Source organism: Moorella glycerini, assembly GCF_009735625.1.
GTDB classification, from domain to species: Bacteria; Bacillota; DSM-521; order Neomoorellales; family Neomoorellaceae; genus Neomoorella; species Neomoorella glycerini.
This window is the reverse complement of record NZ_CP046244.1, coordinates 2,309,105-2,325,976: the sequence shown is the minus strand read 5'-3', so window position 1 is coordinate 2,325,976 and position 16,872 is coordinate 2,309,105. Positions and strand designations below refer to the sequence as shown.

Annotated in this window: 14 protein-coding genes; all 14 read right to left on the bottom strand. The window is 59.2% G+C overall.

All coding sequences use genetic code 11. The annotated features are described in order from the left end of the window. Positions 1-55 precede the first annotated feature (55 nt). Entirely contained in the window at positions 56-964 is a 909-nt protein-coding gene (gene murB, locus MGLY_RS11535) for a UDP-N-acetylmuramate dehydrogenase (protein WP_156273996.1), read from the bottom strand. Continuing rightward, positions 955-2,373, bottom strand: coding sequence for a UDP-N-acetylmuramate--L-alanine ligase (gene murC, locus MGLY_RS11530; RefSeq protein WP_156273994.1), 1,419 nt, complete (start codon positions 2,371-2,373; stop codon positions 955-957). The genes murB and murC overlap by 10 nt, the downstream gene beginning before the upstream one ends. A gap of 168 nt (positions 2,374-2,541) precedes the next feature. Continuing rightward, on the bottom strand, positions 2,542-3,663 hold the full coding sequence (gene murG / locus MGLY_RS11525) for an undecaprenyldiphospho-muramoylpentapeptide beta-N-acetylglucosaminyltransferase (RefSeq protein WP_156273992.1): 1,122 nt from the start codon (positions 3,661-3,663) through the stop codon (positions 2,542-2,544). A gap of 36 nt (positions 3,664-3,699) precedes the next feature. Continuing rightward, positions 3,700-4,794 (bottom strand): putative lipid II flippase FtsW, encoded by a 1,095-nt coding sequence (gene ftsW / locus MGLY_RS11520; protein WP_156273990.1) that lies wholly within the window; start codon positions 4,792-4,794, stop codon positions 3,700-3,702. A gap of 254 nt (positions 4,795-5,048) precedes the next feature. After that, a complete protein-coding gene (gene murD / locus MGLY_RS11515; RefSeq protein WP_156273988.1) occupies positions 5,049-6,458 on the bottom strand; it encodes a UDP-N-acetylmuramoyl-L-alanine--D-glutamate ligase in 1,410 nt (469 codons plus the stop codon). Between the two features lie 25 nt (positions 6,459-6,483). Then, positions 6,484-7,440: a phospho-N-acetylmuramoyl-pentapeptide-transferase gene (gene mraY / locus MGLY_RS11510; protein WP_156273986.1), complete on the bottom strand. Its 957-nt coding sequence runs from the start codon at positions 7,438-7,440 to the stop codon at positions 6,484-6,486. Next, a complete protein-coding gene (locus MGLY_RS11505) occupies positions 7,433-8,830 on the bottom strand; it encodes a UDP-N-acetylmuramoyl-tripeptide--D-alanyl-D-alanine ligase (RefSeq protein ID WP_156273984.1) in 1,398 nt (465 codons plus the stop codon). Before MGLY_RS11505 ends, mraY begins: the two co-directional genes overlap by 8 nt. Then, positions 8,824-10,323 carry a UDP-N-acetylmuramoyl-L-alanyl-D-glutamate--2,6-diaminopimelate ligase gene (locus MGLY_RS11500; RefSeq protein ID WP_156273982.1) on the bottom strand — a complete coding sequence of 500 codons (1,500 nt, stop codon included), beginning with the start codon at positions 10,321-10,323 and terminating at the stop codon, positions 8,824-8,826. Before MGLY_RS11500 ends, MGLY_RS11505 begins: the two co-directional genes overlap by 7 nt. A gap of 480 nt (positions 10,324-10,803) precedes the next feature. After that, on the bottom strand, positions 10,804-12,927 hold the full coding sequence (locus tag MGLY_RS11495) for a stage V sporulation protein D (protein WP_156273980.1): 2,124 nt from the start codon (positions 12,925-12,927) through the stop codon (positions 10,804-10,806). An 82-nt stretch (positions 12,928-13,009) separates the two neighbouring features. After that, complete coding sequence (ftsL, locus tag MGLY_RS11490; RefSeq protein WP_156273978.1) at positions 13,010-13,531, bottom strand: cell division protein FtsL; 522 nt, start codon at positions 13,529-13,531, stop codon at positions 13,010-13,012. Between the two features lie 3 nt (positions 13,532-13,534). Further along, positions 13,535-14,491, bottom strand: coding sequence for a 16S rRNA (cytosine(1402)-N(4))-methyltransferase RsmH (rsmH, locus tag MGLY_RS11485; RefSeq protein ID WP_156273976.1), 957 nt, complete (start codon positions 14,489-14,491; stop codon positions 13,535-13,537). A 58-nt stretch (positions 14,492-14,549) separates the two neighbouring features. Continuing rightward, entirely contained in the window at positions 14,550-14,981 is a 432-nt protein-coding gene (gene mraZ / locus MGLY_RS11480) for a division/cell wall cluster transcriptional repressor MraZ (protein ID WP_156273974.1), read from the bottom strand. Between the two features lie 203 nt (positions 14,982-15,184). After that, entirely contained in the window at positions 15,185-16,249 is a 1,065-nt protein-coding gene (locus MGLY_RS11475; RefSeq protein WP_156273972.1) for a uroporphyrinogen decarboxylase/cobalamine-independent methonine synthase family protein, read from the bottom strand. 422 nt (positions 16,250-16,671) lie between these two features. Then, the gene (gene thiS / locus MGLY_RS11470; protein WP_156273970.1) at positions 16,672-16,872 is read right to left on the bottom strand and encodes a sulfur carrier protein ThiS; all 201 of its coding nucleotides are present in this window, start codon (positions 16,870-16,872) and stop codon (positions 16,672-16,674) included.

Below are 16,872 nucleotides of genomic sequence, written 5' to 3'. Positions count from 1 at the left end.
TCCCTCCAAAAATACGGCTTACGGCGGTTAGCCGCCAGGATAGTAGCCACTCCAGTTACTGGCTATCACCCCAAATTTCCACTTCGAGTTCCAGGTTGATCCCGAAAGCCCTGGCTACCGCCTCCTGGATCCTGGCTATGAGTTCCAGGACATCGGCAGCCGTAGCCCCCCCCAGGTTAATGATAAAGTTAGCGTGTTTGGTCGACACCTGCGCCTGGCCGGCCTGCCACCCCTTGGCCTCCACCTCTTCAATCAGTTGACCCGCATAATAGCCCGCCGGGTTTTTAAAGACGCTGCCGGCATTGGGCCATTCCAGGGGCTGCCTGGCCCGCCGTCCCTCGAGATTTTTTCGCACCCTCTCCTGGATTACCCGGGGATCACCGGCAGTCATTGCTAAATCGACGGCCACTACCGTCCCCTCCCGGCGTAAGGAACTGGAGCGGTAGCTAAAGGTTATCTCCCGACGCTCCAGGTAATGCCGGCTGCCGTCCGGGGCAATTACCTCCACCCCCCGGACAATATCTCCCAGGCAGCCCTCCGGGGTACCGGCATTCATCACCACGGCCCCGCCAATGGTAGCCGGGATGCCGGCAGCAAACTCCAGGCCCCCCAGGCCGGCCCGGCCGGCTACATCTAGCACCCGGGCAATGAGGGTGCCGGCGCAAGCCCTTATGACCCGGCCCTGGACCAGAACCTGGCGCCAGGCTCTGGTCTGGACCACCAGGCCGCGGACACCACCATCACGAACTAAAAGATTGGAGCCGTTACCCATAATATGCAGGGGTAAACCCTTTTGCCTCGCGAAACCCAGGCAAAAATCAAGTTCTTCCCTGGTTGCGGGCCGGGCGAGCAAATCGGCCGGCCCGCCTATGCGCCAGGTTGTGTGGCGGGCCAGGGGTTCGTTGATCAATACTTCTCCCCGTAAACCCTGCTGTAGTTCGCGCGCCAGGGTCGCTAAATGCATCTGCCAGCGCCCACCTCAGATAAAGCCTGTTGCGCCGCCAGGAAGCGGGCCAGCTCAACCCCTACCCGCCAGATATCACCTGCGCCCATGGTTAAAATCAGGTCCCCGGCAGTACAGGATTTTTTTAGAAAGGCCACTGTTTCTTCCAGGGTAGGCAGGTAATAGACTTGCGGGTGCCCGTTTCTTTTGATTTCGTCCAGAATGAGCCGGGAAGTTACTCCGTCCAGGGGCTCTTCCCCGGCCGCATAAATATCATTAATAATAACGACATCAGCCCGGTTAAAGGCACGACCGAATTCCCGGTAGAGGTGATAGGTCCGGGTATAACGGTGGGGCTGGAAGACGGCCACTACCCGTTGCGCTCCCACCTGGCCGGCCGCCGCCAGGGTAGCCTCGATTTCCGTCGGGTGGTGAGCATAGTCATCAACCACCCGGGTAGTACCATCATCCCAGAGGACCTCAAAGCGCCGGCCTACACCCCGAAAAGCCCCCAGGGCCCGGGCGATGACCGGAAAAGGTATCTCCAGCTGGTGGGCTACCGCGATAGCCCCCAGGGCATTCAAAATATTATGACGCCCCGGTACCTTCAAAACCAGTTCTCCCAGGTAGTGGTTATGGTAATATATGCCAGCGCGTCCCCCCAGGCCACTCAAGGTTACTTCGCCGGCCCGGTAATCGGGCTCACCACTAAAGCCATAAGTAATTACCACCCGCCCGCTCCCGGCAGCAATCTCCGCCACCCGGGGATCTTCGGTACATAAAACGGCCTTGCCACCCGGCCGGACCTGGTCCAAAAATGCGGCAAAGGCGGCGACGATCCTTTCCAGGCTACCGTAGTGATCCAGGTGATCACTCTCAATATTGGTTACCAGGGCGATTTCCGGCTTTAGCCATAAAAAAGAACCGTCGCTTTCATCGGCCTCGGCGACAAAATAAGGTCCCCTCCCCGGCAGGGTATTGCTCTCAAATTCGCGGACATAACCGCCAATAACGGCTGCCGGGTCCAGGCCGGCTTCCTTCAGGGCCAGAGCTACCAGGGCCGAAGTCGTGGTTTTACCGTGAGCACCGGCCACAGCAATACCACGCCGGGCGTTAAATAGCCGGGCCAGCAGTTCCCCGCGCTTGATAACGGGTAAACCCCGGTGGCGGGCGGCAATAACTTCCGGATTGTCAGGCGGCACTGCCGAGGATATAACAACCTCCTGTACCGCGGGAGCTATATTCCCGGCTTCATGGCGATGGTAGATTACAGCACCCTGCGCTGCCAGTTGCCGGGTAAAATGATTTTCCTTGAGGTCCGAGCCGGATACCCGGTAACCCTGGACCAGCAACAGCTGGGCCAGGCCACTCATACCCACCCCGCCAATGCCGACGAAGTGGGTCCAACCCCCTGCTCCCAAATCTTTCATCTCCTTCCTGCGGAGCTCCTCCCGCCCTGGCTGCTACATTTGCATCATATGCATAGCCTGCATAACAGGTGCCTGGGCAGAGGTGTCCTCCCTTGCTCGCCATCCGTGAGGCCGGCTACTGGCATGGGAGGATAACAAGGCAGGGCATGAGCTTGTCCTGTGTTGAATTTAACCTTTAGATCTGTCCAGTTCAGCTAAAATTACCTCTAAGATGGCCTCCAGGGCATCAGGCCGGCCCAATCTCACCGCTGCTGCTGCCATGGCCTGCAGGCGCCCGCGATCAGCCAGGAGATGGTTGATGGCCTGGTGGAGACGTCCGCCTTTAAGTTCCCGGTCCAGGATGAGGATGGCCGCCCCCTTCCTGGCCACAGCGCGGGCGTTATACTCCTGGTGGTTGGCGGCAGCGTGGGGGTAAGGGATCAAGATGGAAGGCAAGCCCCTGGCCAGGATCTCTGCCAAAAAAGAAGCCCCTGCCCGCCCGATTACCAGGTCGGCTGCCGCCAGGGCATGTTCCAGATCATAAATATAGGGTTTAATGGTAATATTGCCATATTTGTCCAGGTCTATTCCCCGTTCCCGGACCTGCTGCAGGTAAACTTCGTAGTCACGGCGCCCTGTTACCTGGAGTATACTCACGGCAGGCCGCCCGGCCAATTCTTTCAATACCGGCAACATGGCTTGATTAATGCTTTTGGCCCCCTGGCTGCCGCCGACAACCACTATGAATAACTGGGCTTCCCGGAGCCCCAGTTGCTGGCGGCTAACGCTACGGTCGGCCCGGAGAATTTCCGGTCGTACCGGCAGGCCCGTGGTTACCAGTCGGGCGCGGCGGGAGAAACGGCCGGCCGCCTCGGGGAAGGTCAGGCAAACGGCCCGGGCCATGGTAGCCAGCAGGCGGTTGGTCAGGCCGGGAAAGGCATTCTGTTCATGGAGAACCACCGGTATGCCCTGCAGGGCCGCGGCCAAGCACACCGGGCCACTGACGTAGCCGCCGGTACCTACAACCAGCTCAGGCCGGAAGCGCCGCACCTGGAACCAGGCTTCCCCCAGGCCCCGGATTATTTTCGCCAGGGCAGGAACGTTTTTCCAGATACGGCGCCGCTCCAGTCCCTGGACGGTAATGGTTGCAAAAGGCAGGCCAGCCCTGGGGACAACATCTGCTTCCAGCCCCCTGGCTGTACCAATATACAATAATTCTGCCTCCGGCCGGGCCTGGTGCAGGCCCCGGGCAATGGCCAGGGCCGGGTAGACGTGACCCCCGGTGCCCCCGCCGGTAATAATAATTCGCAAAGTCAGGTCACCTCTAATCCAGCACTGGCGTACGAGTCAGTGCTGGGCATAGCGGGATATATTGAGTAAGATGCCGACACCCAGTAAGGAAAAGATCAAGGAAGAACCGCCGTAGCTGAGCAGGGGCAGGGTAATCCCCGTTACCGGCAGCAGGCCGGTGACCACCCCCATATTGATCAGGGCCTGGAGGGCCAGCATAATGGTCAGGCCGGCGGCCAGGAAACTGCCAAAGGCATCGGGAGCTTTAAAGGCCGTATGGAAACCCCGCCAGACCAGGATTAAAAACAGGATAACCACCAGGGCGGCGCCGATAAACCCCAGCTCTTCGCTGAGGATGGCAAAGATAAAGTCCGTATGGTTTTCGGGGACATAATAGAGCTTCTGGCGTCCCTGGCCCAGGCCGGTACCGAAGAGGCCGCCGGAGCCAATGGCCAGCAGGGACTGGATGGTCTGGTAACCCTTCCCCTGGGGGTCAGCCCAGGGGTCTAGAAAGGCCGTAAAGCGGGCCATGCGGTAAGGGGCAATGACAATGGCCAGGGCCACTGCCGCTACCCCCAGGGCCGCCAGGAGAGCCAGGTGACCCTTATCGGCCCCGGCTACCATCAACATCAGGTAGGTGGTCCCGGCCACGGCCACAGCCGTGCCAAGGTCGGGCTGAGCCAGGATTAAGAGACAAACCAGGGCCATCAGGGCAAGATAGGGACCTATCCCCTGCGCCAGGGAATGGAGGCGCTGGCGGTTCTGGGCCAGGCTGGCTGCCAGGAAGATGACCATGGCTAGTTTAATGGTTTCCGAAGGCTGGAAACTCAGGGAGCCTACTCCCAGCCAGCGGGCCGAACCTCGGGAAGCGGTGCCGATAATTAAGACCAGCATCAGGAGGATAATGGCCAGGCCCAGAAAAGGCGTTGCCAGGCGGCGTAAATGGGTGTAGTCGCATTGCATGGTAAAAAAAAGCCCGCTCAAGCCTATGGCCGACCAGGCCAGCTGGCGTTTTAAAAAGTAGAAGGCATCGCCATAGTTGTAGGAGGAAGTAAGGGCGCTGGCGCTGAAAACCATGATAATCCCTATCCCGAGCAGGAGCACAGCCGGCAGTAAGATCCAGAAATCAATGGGCCCTGCCCTACGGCGCATGATGATTACCTCCCCCGAAAATAACTTTGTTACAGGCTGGCATTGTCTGGCTCGCACCAAAGTCCTCGCGGAGCGGCCTATGGCTCAGCCAGGGCTTAAGGCGGGGTTCCCGGCCTATTCGGCATCCTTGCCTTTAGAATCCGGCCGAAGGCCTCTCTGTCCTCGGCCCCGCCCTCGCTCCGCGGCACAGCCTGCGGCCGCTTCGCCGCTCGGTAGAAGCTCGCTCGCTTCAGACAAATGCCAGCCCGCAATTTTCATTCTTTCGATGGTTGCGGCTCGCCGCCATGAATGACTCCTCCGTAGCTGTTTCCTGCCAGTTCAAGTACTATACTTTTAAACAGGTCGCCCCGTTCTTCGTAGTTTTTAAACATATCCCAGCTGGCGCAGGCCGGCGAGAGCATGACGATGTCCCCCGGTAAGGCTCGCCGGGCTGCCTCCAGGACGGCATCTTTAAAGTCGGAGGCCCGGTAAATATGCTTAATCCCTGCCCCCCTGGCTGCCTGCTCCAGGTCCGGAGCCGCTTCGCCCACCAGGACCAGGTACTTAACCCGGCCGGCCATTTTCCGGGCCAGCGGGGTAAAGTCACTACCCTTGTTTCTCCCCCCGGCAATAAGGACCAGAGGGTTGGGATAGGCCTCCAGGGCCTTCATGGTAGCCTCGGGGTTGGTTCCTTTGGAATCGTTTATATAGAGGACGCCGCCCACCCCGGCTACCCGTTCCAGGCGGTGGGGAACGCCGGGGAAGGTTTTTAGAGTGTCCATTAACTGTTCCGGCTTTACCCCCAGGGCCAGGGCCACCAGGGAAGCTGCCAGGCAGTTCTCGAGATTATGGCTGCCTTTTAAAGAAAGCTCTTCCCGGTGGCACAGCTTGACTTCCCCGCCGCCAAGATTGGCGTAAATTACGTCGTCTTTGAGAAAGGCTCCCCGCTCCAGCCGCTGCTGGCGGCTGAAAAATAACACCTGCGCTTTTGATTTGTTAGCCAGTTCCCGGGTCGCGGGGTCATCGTAATTTAAAACGGCAAAATCTTCCGGCTCCTGAAAGGCCATGATGCGAGCTTTGACAGCTATGTAGCTGGCCAGATCTCCATGGCGGTCCAGGTGGTCCGGGGTAATATTCAGGATCACTGCCACCCGCGGGCGGAAAGCAGCTATGGCCTCCAGCTGGAAACTGCTAACCTCGCAGACGACATAGCCCTCCGGGATTACCTCTCTTATTTCCTTTACCAGGGGAATGCCGATATTACCCCCCACTACCGCCGGCAGGCCGGCATCCTGGAGGATCTGGCCGCACAGGGCCGTAGTAGTTGTCTTGCCGTTGGTCCCGGTAACGGCCGCTATCTTTACCCCAGGCGGCAGCAGGCGATAGGCCAGCTCCAGTTCACTCCAGATGGGAATCCCCAGTTGCCGCGCCTCGGCCAGGGGCGGTTCCCAGGAGGGCACGCCAGGACTGGTTACCACCAGGTAGGGTCGCAGCAAAGCTACCTCCGGGTAGCGGCCTAAGATAAGCTCCACCCCGGCCCGGCTTAAAGCATCTAATTCTTCCCCCTCCAGCAATTTGTAATCACAGGCAGTAACCTTGGCGCCCAGCCGGGCCAGTTCGGCTGCTGCTGCCCGGCCGCTTTTTCCCAGGCCTACTACCAGTACTTTTTTCCCCTGCCAGGACATTTTTCTACCTTCTTCCTGTCCACTTTTAAATAGTTAAAACATAAAGCCCGGCTGCAGCCAGAACTATGGCCAGGAACCAGAAAAAAAGCACTACTCTCGTTTCCGGCCAGCCGGCCAGTTCAAAGTGATGGTGCAGGGGGCTCATGCGAAAGAGGCGCCGGCCGGTAAGGCGAAAGGACGCTACCTGCAGGATCACCGAAAGGGCTTCGATAACGTAAACCCCACCCAGGACCGGCAATACCAGTTCCGTCCGGGTCATAATGGCCAGGAAGCCGATGGCCGCCCCCAGGGCCAGGGAACCCGTATCACCCATAAAAACCTTCGCTGGATGAAAATTATACGCTAAAAAACCCAGACATCCTCCCGCCAGGGCGGCAGCAAATATTACCATCTCCCGCTCCCCGCCGGCCAGGGCTATGAGAACGTAGGCCAGGGCCACCCAGAGGGTAATGCCGGCCGCCAGGCCGTCCAGCCCATCCGTCAGGTTAACGGCGTTAGTTGTAGCCACCAGGAGCAGGGCCGCCAGCAGCGGGTAAGACCAGCCCAGGTCCAGGGTTAAGCCGGTTAAGGGTACCTGGAGGGCGCTGCCCCGGCCCAGCCAGAGCATGGCCACCACCCCGGCCACCAGGCCCAGGAGCACCTGGCCGCCCAGCTTCTGGCGGGCGTAAAGGCCTAGAGGGCGGTGAAAAACTACCTTCAAACCATCGTCAGCAAGGCCAATCAAAGCATAACCCCAGGTCAGGATCAGGGCCGATAACATTAACGGTGAAAGCGGGGCCATTATCAGGGAAGCCATGGTCAAGGCGGTTAAAAATAAAATGCCGCCCATCGTCGGGGTACCGGTTTTGGCCAAGTGGCGGCGGGGGCCGTCATTGCGAATTGTCTGCCCGGCCTTCAACCGCCTTAAGACAGCAATCACCGCCGGCCCCAGGATAATGGTTATCGCCGCCGCCAGGCCCAGGGTTTTTAAAGCCTCAGCCATTGACCTCCTCCTCCCAGGCGGCCAGGACCTGCTCCATGCCCGCCAGGCGGGAGCCTTTAAAAAGGACGACATCCCCGGCCCCCAGGTCGCCCAGGTGCCCTGCTGCTTCCCGGTGGCTGGCGCAGCTGAAAACCTGTCCCGCTGGCATGCCGGCAGCTATTGCCCCGACCGCTATTTCCCGGGCCAGTTCCCCCACGGTAACCAGGCGGAAAAGACCTGTGGCGGCGGCAAACCTGCCCACCTCCCGGTGGAGGGCCGGTGCCGCGGGTCCCAGTTCGCGCATATCCCCCAGGACGGCCACCTTGCGGCCCGGCAAACTGGCCAGGACCTGGAGGGCGGCCTGCATGGACTCGGGGTTGGCGTTGTAGGCATCGTTCAAAACCAGGCAGCCCCCCGGCCCCGGCCGCAACTCCTGGCGTAAGTTCTCAGCCGGCCAGTTTTTCAGCCCGGCGGTCATGGTGCCCGGATCCAGGTTTAAGATGTAGCCGGCGGCCAGGGCCGCCAGGGCATCATAGACATTGTGCAGGCCCGGCACCGGTATTTGCAGCCGCATCTCAGCGCCGGGAAAAACGGCGGTAAAGGCCGTGCCCTGCGCTCCCAGGACGGTTATGTCCCGGGCCATGACGTCCACCCGGCTCCTGATACCGTAAAAGATTACCCGGCAGGGGCAGGTGGCTGCCAGCCTGCGGCACCATGCGTCGTCGCCGTTTAAAATGGCCACCCCTCCGGGGGGCAGGGCGGCCAGGAGTTCCCCCTTGGCCGCAGCGATATTGGCCACTGAACCCAGGCGTTCCAGGTGGGCCGTACCGATATTGGTTATGATGCCCATGGTGGGCCGGGCGATGGCACAAAGGGCAGCTATCTCTCCTGGCCCCCGCATGGCCATCTCTACCACGGCGGCCTCGTGTTCCGGTGCCAGGCTTAAAAGGGTCAGGGGCAGGCCAATCTCGTTGTTAAAATTGCCCGGGGTCTTTAAAACCTTCATACCCGTACTTAACACGGCGGCCACCAGATTTTTGGTCGTGGTCTTGCCGCTGGAGCCGGTTACGGCGATGAGGGGACCGGTAAAATTTTTCTGCCGGTGGTAAGCGGCCAGCCGTTGCAGGGCCTGGAGGGTGTCATCCACCTGGATCAGGGCCTGTACCGGCTGCCGGCCGGCCACAACTTCCGTGGGGAAATGTTCACCTATAACTGCCGCCGCGCCACCGGCCAGGGCCGCCCCTATAAAGTCATGGCCGTCAAAGCGCTCCCCTTTAAGAGCAATAAAAAGCATCCCCGGCTTGATGGAGCGGCTGTCGGTGCTGACCCCCATGACCGGGGTTGTCCCTTCCCCGCCAACCAGCCGGCCTTGAACGGCGGCACATATTTCCCCGGCCATGGCCACTAACATGAAGATCCCTCCCCGCTATAACCCAGGGCTGCCAGTTCTTCCCTGGCCACCTGGCGGTCATCAAAGGGCAGGGCCTGGCCTTTGACGATCTGGTAGGTCTCATGTCCCTTGCCGGCAATAACCACCATATCCCCTGGCCGGGCCCGGGCCAGGGCCGCGGCAATGGCCCGGCGCCGGTCCACCACCACCTGGTAGCGGGCGCCCGGTACTTCCTCTACCCCGGGAAGAATATCAGCTATAATGGCCTCCGGATCTTCATCGCGTGGGTTATCAGAAGTAATAATGCAGTAATCGCTTAACCGGGCGGCTGCTTTACCCATCTGGGGACGCTTGCCCCGGTCCCGGTTGCCGCCGCAACCGAAAACTACAATCAGGTTTCCCCGTGTTACCTGGCGGGCCGCCTGGAGGACATTCTCCAGGCCGTCGGGGGTATGGGCATAATCGACGAGCACAGTGAAAGGCTGGCCCTGGCGCACCTGCTCCAGGCGGCCGGGTACACCCCTGACTTCACCTAAAGTTTTCGCGGCTCTCAGGGGGTCAAGGCCTTCCTGCCAGGCTACGGTAAAGGCCGCCAGGGCATTATAAATATTAAAGCGACCGGTGAGTTTGAGGTTGAGTTCCACTTCTCCTCCCGCCCAGGTCACCCGGCAGGTAGCGCCGCCCGCCGTTAAATTTATATCCCGGGCCCGGACCTGGCATTCAGGACTGCAGCCATAAGTAACCACCGCTACCGGGGTCAAGGTTATTAAGCGGGCGCTATAGGCATCATCGCCGTTGATAACAGCGTATTTAGGTCGTTCTTTAACGCCCTTGCCCAGGGCCTGGAAGAGCCTGGCTTTAACTTGAAAGTAGTCCTCCATGTCCTGGTGGAAGTCCAGGTGATCCTGGGTCAAATTGGTAAAGACGGCCACGTCAAACTCGGCCCCTTCCACCCGGTGCAGGGCCAGGGCATGGGAGGATACTTCCATGACTACCCCTTGAGCACCGAGGTTAACCAGCTGGTGCAGGAGGGCCTGCAAGTCCAGGGCTTCCGGGGTGGTGTGGACGGCAGGTAAGACCTTATCGCCCAGGCGGTTGGCGATGGTGCCCAGCAAACCGGTAGACCGGCCGGCGCCCTCCAGCACCGCCTGGATGAGGTGGGTGGTCGTAGTCTTGCCGTTGGTGCCGGTTACCCCGATGAGGCGCAACCGGTGGCTGGGATATCCGTAAAAACGGGCCGCAAGCATTCCTAAGGCCCGGCGACTGTTACTTACCCGTACCCAGGCCACCCCGGGAGGCAGGGGGACTTCCTCCTCCAGGACGACGGCTACCGCGCCTCTAGCCAGGGCGTGGTTAATATATAAATGGCCGTCGGTCTTAAAACCTTTGATGGCCACAAAAAGAAAACCAGGCTGCACCTGCCGGGAATCATAATGGAGCCCGGCCAGGGAAACCTGCCGGTCGCCGCCGCGGTCGATAACATCTATCGCAGCTACTAATTCTTCCAGGGTCACTGCACAATGTTCCTCCTCGGAAAATAACTCTATCGCAGGCTGGCATTGTCTCGCTCGCTCCGTGGCCCTTGTGGAGCGGCCTACGGCTCAGCTTCGGGCTCGGGCGGGGTTCCCGGCCTATTCGGCGTCCTTGCCTCAGAGGCCGGCCTCGGACATCCTGTCCTCGGCCCCGCTTATCATCCCTCAGCTTCGCCTGGGCCGCTTCGCCACTCGGGCCAAGTCGCTCGCTTCCGACAAATGCCAGCCAGGCATTTTCATGCCCTCGCTGGTGGCGGCTCACCGCCATGGAAGGCTCCTCCTCGAAAAAACTTTGTCACAGGTAGCATTGTCTGCTTCGCTACCTTTGTCCTCGCGAAGCGGTCACAAGTTTAGCCTGATGTGGCGCTACCTGGCCTGAGTGGTTTAGCTATATTCTTACCATCTGCTGGTAATTTAACCTTGTAATGATGAACCCGGCGCTTCTAGCGCCGGGCTATTATGCTACGGCCCCAGTACTTCCAGGGATGGTTCAATGAACTTGACCTTTACTTTCGTGCCCGGGGAGACCACCGTTCCCGGGGCAGGATCCTGCCCGGCCGCCTGGCCGGTCCCTTCCGGTACCAGGCCCAGGCCATAGACCTCGAGGATTTCCGCCGCCTCGCTAACCCGCAGCCCGGCAACATCCGGCACCCGGGGCTTGCCGGGATCGCCCTGCAGGTACAGGATCACATGGGTGCCCGCCGGGACGACAGCTCCTCCTTTGGGCACCTGGGCAATCACTTGTCCGCCGCTACCTTCCACCCGGACGGCCAGGCCGGCTTTCTCCAGTTCAGCCCGGGCCGCAGCCAGGTCACGGCCGACGACATTGGGTACGGTAACCGGTGCCGGGGGCTTTTCCTGGTCCTTCTGCTGGCTATCATACTGGGGCGGTACTTTGAGGTAATGGAGGGCATCGGTCACCACCCGCTGGAAAATGGGGGCGGCCACCGTTCCACCATAATAAGGATATCCTTTGGGCTCATCAATGGTTACCAGGGCCACCAGGCGGGGATCATTTACCGGCGCAATACCGATAAAGGAGGCCACGTATTTTCCTTCCATGTACCCGCCGGGCCCGGCTTTCTGGGCCGTCCCCGTTTTACCGCCCACCCGGTAGCCGGGGATATAGGCATTACGCCCGGTTCCTTCACTGACGACACCTTCTAACATTTCGCCAAGCATCCTGGCCGTTGCCGGCGAGATGACCCGGCGTACCACTTCGGGCTCGAACTTTTTGATCACTTTACCCTTATTATCCAGGATTTCCTTAACCAGGTGGGGGCGGATCAACTGGCCGCCGTTGGCTACCGCCGCTACAGCCGTAATTAATTGGATGGGAGTGACGGCAATACCCTGGCCGATACCAATGGTGGCAATGTTAATGGGCTTCAGTTCATTTTCGGGGATCAATAATCCCGTCCCTTCGCCGGTTAAGTCAATACCTGTTGGTTCCCCGAAACCAAAGGCCTTGATGTAATCATAAAAAAGACCGGCTTTCTTCTCTTCCAGTCGCAGGGCTACCTGGACAAAGACCGGGTTGCAGGAGTTTTTTACCCCTTCTGTAAAGGACTCGCTGCCGTGCCCCCCGGGCAGCCAGCAGTTAATGGTATCCGGCCCTATTTTGATATAGCCAGGATCGTAAAAGCGGTCACCCGGCTTGACGACCCCTTCCTCCAGGGCTGCCGCGGCGGTGATAATTTTAAAGGCCGACCCCGGCTCATAGGCATCCCGGACCAGGGGGTTGCCCCAGAGGTTATTGGGGTATTTACTAAAATTATTCGGGTCAAAGGCCGGCCGGCTGGCCATAGCCAGGATTTCCCCGGTTTTAGGGTCCATGACAATAATATTGGCCTTGCGGGGGCTGGTAGGGCTGGCCATGATTTTGTCAAGTTCGCGCTCGGCAATATATTGGATGGTCTGGTCAATAGTAAGAACAAGGCTGTGGCCGTTCTGCGGCGGTATATAACGGTGGGTGGCCCGGGGGATTTCATGGCCCAGGGCATCAAATTCCAGGACAATTCTGCCCGGCTCCCCGGCCAGTTCCTTATCATACATGGCCTCGAGGCCTTCCAGGCCCTGGTTGTCGATGCCGGCAAACCCCAGCACATGGGCCGCCAGGAGCCCATTGGGGTAATAGCGCCGGTTTTCAGGTACCACTTCAATCCCCGGTAATTTCAAGTCTTTAATTTTTTGGGCTTTATCAAATTCCACCTGACGGTCAACAAATTCAAAACCAGTGTTGCGGGTTATTTTTTCTAAAATCTTATCCGCAGGTATATTCAGGATGGCCCCTAATTGGGCCGCTATTTTTTCAGCCTTACCCGAATCTTTTATTTCCGGGGGAAAGGCCCCAATATAGTCGGTGGCTATACTAATGGCCAGTTCATGCCGGTTCCGGTCGTAAATAACCCCCCGCTGGGCCGCTACCGGCATGACATTGAGGCGGTTTTCCAGGGCTTTTTGTTGTAGTTCCCCACCCCGGACAAACTGCAACCATGCCAATCGCAATAAAATCGTTATCAGGCCCAGTGCCAAAATAAAAAAAACAAAAGCTAAACGCTTACGTACGTTGATACTGGTTTGCATGCCCTTCGCCCCTCGCCGGCGGCCCGCCGGTAGCCCCGGCCAGTACTAACAACGGCATAGGTTAGTGCTGGCCCCGGGCAAACTAACTGTTGACCCTGGCTAAACGTACCGGGTCCAACCAGTTTTGCAGGGCCCGGGAAAGGGCTGCCAGCCAGGACTGCTGCACAGGCGCTGTTGTCTCAACCCCTTTCCCGGCTGGTTCTCCTGTTGCCACCTGCAGCTGCTGACCCTGCCCGGCCTTCCCCGGCACATAATAAAGCTGGCCGGCCCGGGGTTCCACCATCCCCAGGCGGGTGGTAGCCACGGCAGCTATCCTCTCCGGCGCCTTTAAGCGGGCCACCTCTAATTGTAGCCTTTCATTTTCCCTTTGCATAGTATTTATTTCTTGTTTTAAGGCATCCAGTTCATATCCTTTTATTACCAGCTGGACAGCCAGGTAAGTTTTACCAAAGGCGATGCCAATGGCCAGCAAAACCAGGCCCAGCAACACCACTTTCTGCCTGGCCCTGTTTTGCGCACGCGGCCGGGGCGTTTTTCTTCCCGCTAACTGCTTATGTACCAGGTTTGTTTCATAGGCAAGTTCCTGTGGTGGTGCTGCTAACATAGCTTATTCACCATCCTTTTCCTTTAGAACCCTCCGGGCTACCCGGAGCTTCGCGCTGCGGGCCCGGGGATTGGCGGCGATTTCTGTCGCCGCCGGGGTTACCGGTTTGCGCGTAACCGGTTCTAAAACCCGCCTCCTGCCGCAGATACAAACCGGCAATCCCGGCGGGCAGGTGCACTGGCCGCTTAGACGCTGGAAGGTTCTTTTCACAATCCTGTCTTCCAGGGAATGAAAGGATATAACTCCCACCCGGCCGCCTGGATTTAAAACCTGCTCCAGCTGTTCCATGGCCGCCTGGAGGGCATCTAATTCGCCATTTATGGCAATCCGGAGGGCTTGGAAGGTCCGTTTGGCGGGATGATGTCCGGACCTCCTCGCCCCGGCCGGGATTGCTGCCTTGATAATGTCTACCAGCTGGGTGGTAGTGGTAATGGGTGCTTTTTGCCGGGCGGCTGCGATAAAGGCGGCTATACGCCTGGCCCAGCGCTCTTCACCGTACTCCCAGATGATTTGGGCCAGCTTACTTTCAGGCCAGGTATTGACGATTGTCGCCGCCGTTAATTCCTGCTCCCGGCCCATGCGCATATCCAGGGGGGCTTCAGCCTGGTAGCTGAAACCGCGCTCCGGGTTGTCCAGTTGATAGGAGGATACCCCCAGGTCAAAAAGGAGGCCGTCGACGGCCCTGAACCCCCTGCTTTGTAAAACTCGGACCAGGTCCTTGAAATTGGCCAGGATCAGTTCTACGGCTGCCCCAAAGGGCGCCAGGCTCTCCCTGGCAGCGTTAATGGCCTCGGCATCGCGGTCCAGGCCGATTAAGCGCCCGCCGGGAAGCAGGCGGGGTAAAATGGCGGCGCTGTGACCACCGCCGCCAACGGTGGCGTCAACAAAGATCTCCCCGGGCTGCGGCTCAAGGAAGTGTAAAACTTCAGCCAGCAACACCGGCCGGTGAGCATAGGGCAAGGCTGCCACCCCTGAAAAAGATATGGGAAGTGGGACGTTGGCGCCCCATAAAAGGCTCCTAAATATCGAAGTCGACGATCTTCTCCGCCAGGAACTCGTACTGGGCCGCCGTTTCCTGGCAGTACTGCTCCCAAAGGGTGCGGCTCCAGATTTCTACCCGCGTGGAAACGCCCACAATGACCACTTCTTTTTCCAGGCGGGCGTATTCCCGTAAATTCCCCGGCAGCAGTATTCTCCCCTGGCGGTCCAGCTCACATTCCGTGGCCCCGGAAAAGAAAAAACGGACAAAGGCCCGGGCATCGGCCCGCGTAAAGGGCAGGCTGCGCAATTTCTGTTCCATTTCCGCCCAGCCGCTCATGGGGTAGACAAAAAGACAGTTATCCAGGCCCTTGGTGATAACAAACTTTTCTCCCAGTTCCTCACGAAACCGGGCCGGGATAATCAGCCGTCCTTTGTCATCAATGGTATGCTGGTACTCCCCCATGAACATGGGCCTGTATCCCACTTTCTTACCACTTCATGCCACTATGCCCCACTTTACACCACATAATATTCGCCGCCAGGATAAAAATTCCTGCTGCAAAAAAAGAAAAAACCCTCCAAAATGGAGAGTTTTTTCTACTATAGAACATATTTTCGCTGTTTTTCGGGAGAAAGCTTTCTTTTAGTGGCTCCATAGCCCTCAGGGAACCATCAGGCCATAAGTTCTGCCACGCCGGATGTTAACTTGTAGATGTGTTCCGCCAGGTCTGCGGCCAGGACGCCGGTGCCGCAGGCCGGGGTCACCAGGGCCTGGCGGTAAAGGCGCTCCCGGTCCACACCCCGCCGGGCCAGCTCCTCAATTTCACCCTGCAGCCTGGCAGCCAGGCTGGCTGCCGTTTCCTGCCAGGCCTGCTCATAGGTAGGTACAATCCCCCAGGCCAGCACACCGTCCCGGTCCAGGAAGGCGGCCACGTCGGGAGCAAAAACCTGCAGGGAGGTAAAGTAATTGTAAGCGTCAAAACTTAAAATCTGGTAGCCGGCCTCAAAAAAGACGGGCCATTCCACCCCGCTGCAGGAGTGGGCCCCGGGCAGGCCACCCCCGGCCCTGATCCCCTCCACCACACCGGCCAGGGCAGCCACCAGGTCATCCCGCTGCAGCGCTACGTGGGTGGAAGTACCGTACGCGGCCAGGGCCGGGTCATCGACAAATAACAGCACCGGCAGCCCGAAACGTCCCAGCTCCCGCACCTGCCAGCAGGCCTGCATGGCCGTTGTCTTAACGATGAGATCCCTTAGCTGGGGGTCATAAAAGGCGCTGCGCCCGGAGCTGCTGCTTAAATAAAGGCCGGCGGTAAGGGGGCCGGCTACCTGACCCTTGAGAAACCGGGCTCTACCCGGACCATCTTTTGCCAGGTATGCCACCAGGGCATAAAAACCGGTGCCGGCTTCCCGGGGAATGGCAAAGGCCGCCAGGGCTTCTTCGCTGCCAGCCTCGGCCTCCAGGTAAAGGCTGTAAAAGGCCGTCAGGTTATCGGCCCACTCCGGGTTGGCATCGGTAAATACCGGCATTTCCCCCGGCTGGTCTTTAATCAATCCCAGGCGCACCAGGGGGGATAAGCTCTGGTAAACGAAATGCTCCTGGTGCCCCCGCCGGGGTAACTGGGGCCAGTGGGGTACCAGGGGCATATGCTTAAAGATGAGGTCCAGGGCCGGCCCGGGTTCCTGATGGGGAAGGCTGCCTATGCCGGCCGCCCAGAAGTTACCAGGTAAAGGCATGTAGATTCTCCTTTTCGCAAAAGGTGCTCCCGGGTTAATTCGCCGCCGGGCGGCCTTTTCCTCCTACCTCCGAAAATAGGGTTCTGCCAGTAATGGTACCTTCTGGCGGGGATATGTCCCTTCGCCGCTCAGGAGTTACGCGCCGACAGGACTACGGCTCGGTTCGGACCGCTGCTCGTCGCCTGCGGATTGCCCATGAACAGGCTCCTGGTTCCGCCAACTTTACTCTTTCTATGAGATTACATCGTTCCCTCTCAAAGGTACGCTCAGGCGTCCTCGGCGCCGGCAGCGGTTGCCTCACCTCGCTTGTCCTTTTGACCTTCGCTCCACGCCTCATAGGCTCCGGGACATATCCCCGCCCTAACGACCGGGCAAATTTTCATCATTCGCTAGGCGGGGGCGTTAGCCCCCATGGGGCTTCTCTAACCGCCCTCCATTAAACTAATAACCTCCACCCTGTCGCCCTCCCGGAGGCGGTAATCCCAATCCTGCCGCGGTAACAGCTTATCGTTGACCGCTACGGTAGCAATGGGAGTCAGCAGGCCTTCCCGGGCCAGCAGGCCGGTGACAGTAGTACCTCTATCAACCTGGAGTTGTTTACCGTTTACCCATACTTCAATCAT

What these genes read in the sequence shown, in the direction of transcription:
- murB (WP_156273996.1), bottom strand. Translation starts at nt 964, where the DNA reads ATGCATTTAGCGACCCTGGCGCGCGAACTACAGCAGGGTTTACGGGGA.
- murC (WP_156273994.1), bottom strand. Translation starts at nt 2,373, where the DNA reads ATGAAAGATTTGGGAGCAGGGGGTTGGACCCACTTCGTCGGCATTGGC.
- ftsW (WP_156273990.1), bottom strand. Translation starts at nt 4,794, where the DNA reads ATGCGCCGTAGGGCAGGGCCCATTGATTTCTGGATCTTACTGCCGGCT.
- murD (WP_156273988.1), bottom strand. Translation starts at nt 6,458, where the DNA reads ATGTCCTGGCAGGGGAAAAAAGTACTGGTAGTAGGCCTGGGAAAAAGC.
- mraY (WP_156273986.1), bottom strand. Translation starts at nt 7,440, where the DNA reads ATGGCTGAGGCTTTAAAAACCCTGGGCCTGGCGGCGGCGATAACCATT.
- MGLY_RS11505 (WP_156273984.1), bottom strand. Translation starts at nt 8,830, where the DNA reads ATGTTAGTGGCCATGGCCGGGGAAATATGTGCCGCCGTTCAAGGCCGG.
- MGLY_RS11495 (WP_156273980.1), bottom strand. Translation starts at nt 12,927, where the DNA reads ATGCAAACCAGTATCAACGTACGTAAGCGTTTAGCTTTTGTTTTTTTT.
- ftsL (WP_156273978.1), bottom strand. Translation starts at nt 13,531, where the DNA reads ATGTTAGCAGCACCACCACAGGAACTTGCCTATGAAACAAACCTGGTA.
- mraZ (WP_156273974.1), bottom strand. Translation starts at nt 14,981, where the DNA reads ATGTTCATGGGGGAGTACCAGCATACCATTGATGACAAAGGACGGCTG.
- MGLY_RS11475 (WP_156273972.1), bottom strand. Translation starts at nt 16,249, where the DNA reads ATGCCTTTACCTGGTAACTTCTGGGCGGCCGGCATAGGCAGCCTTCCC.
- thiS (WP_156273970.1), bottom strand. Translation starts at nt 16,872, where the DNA reads ATGATTGAAGTATGGGTAAACGGTAAACAACTCCAGGTTGATAGAGGT.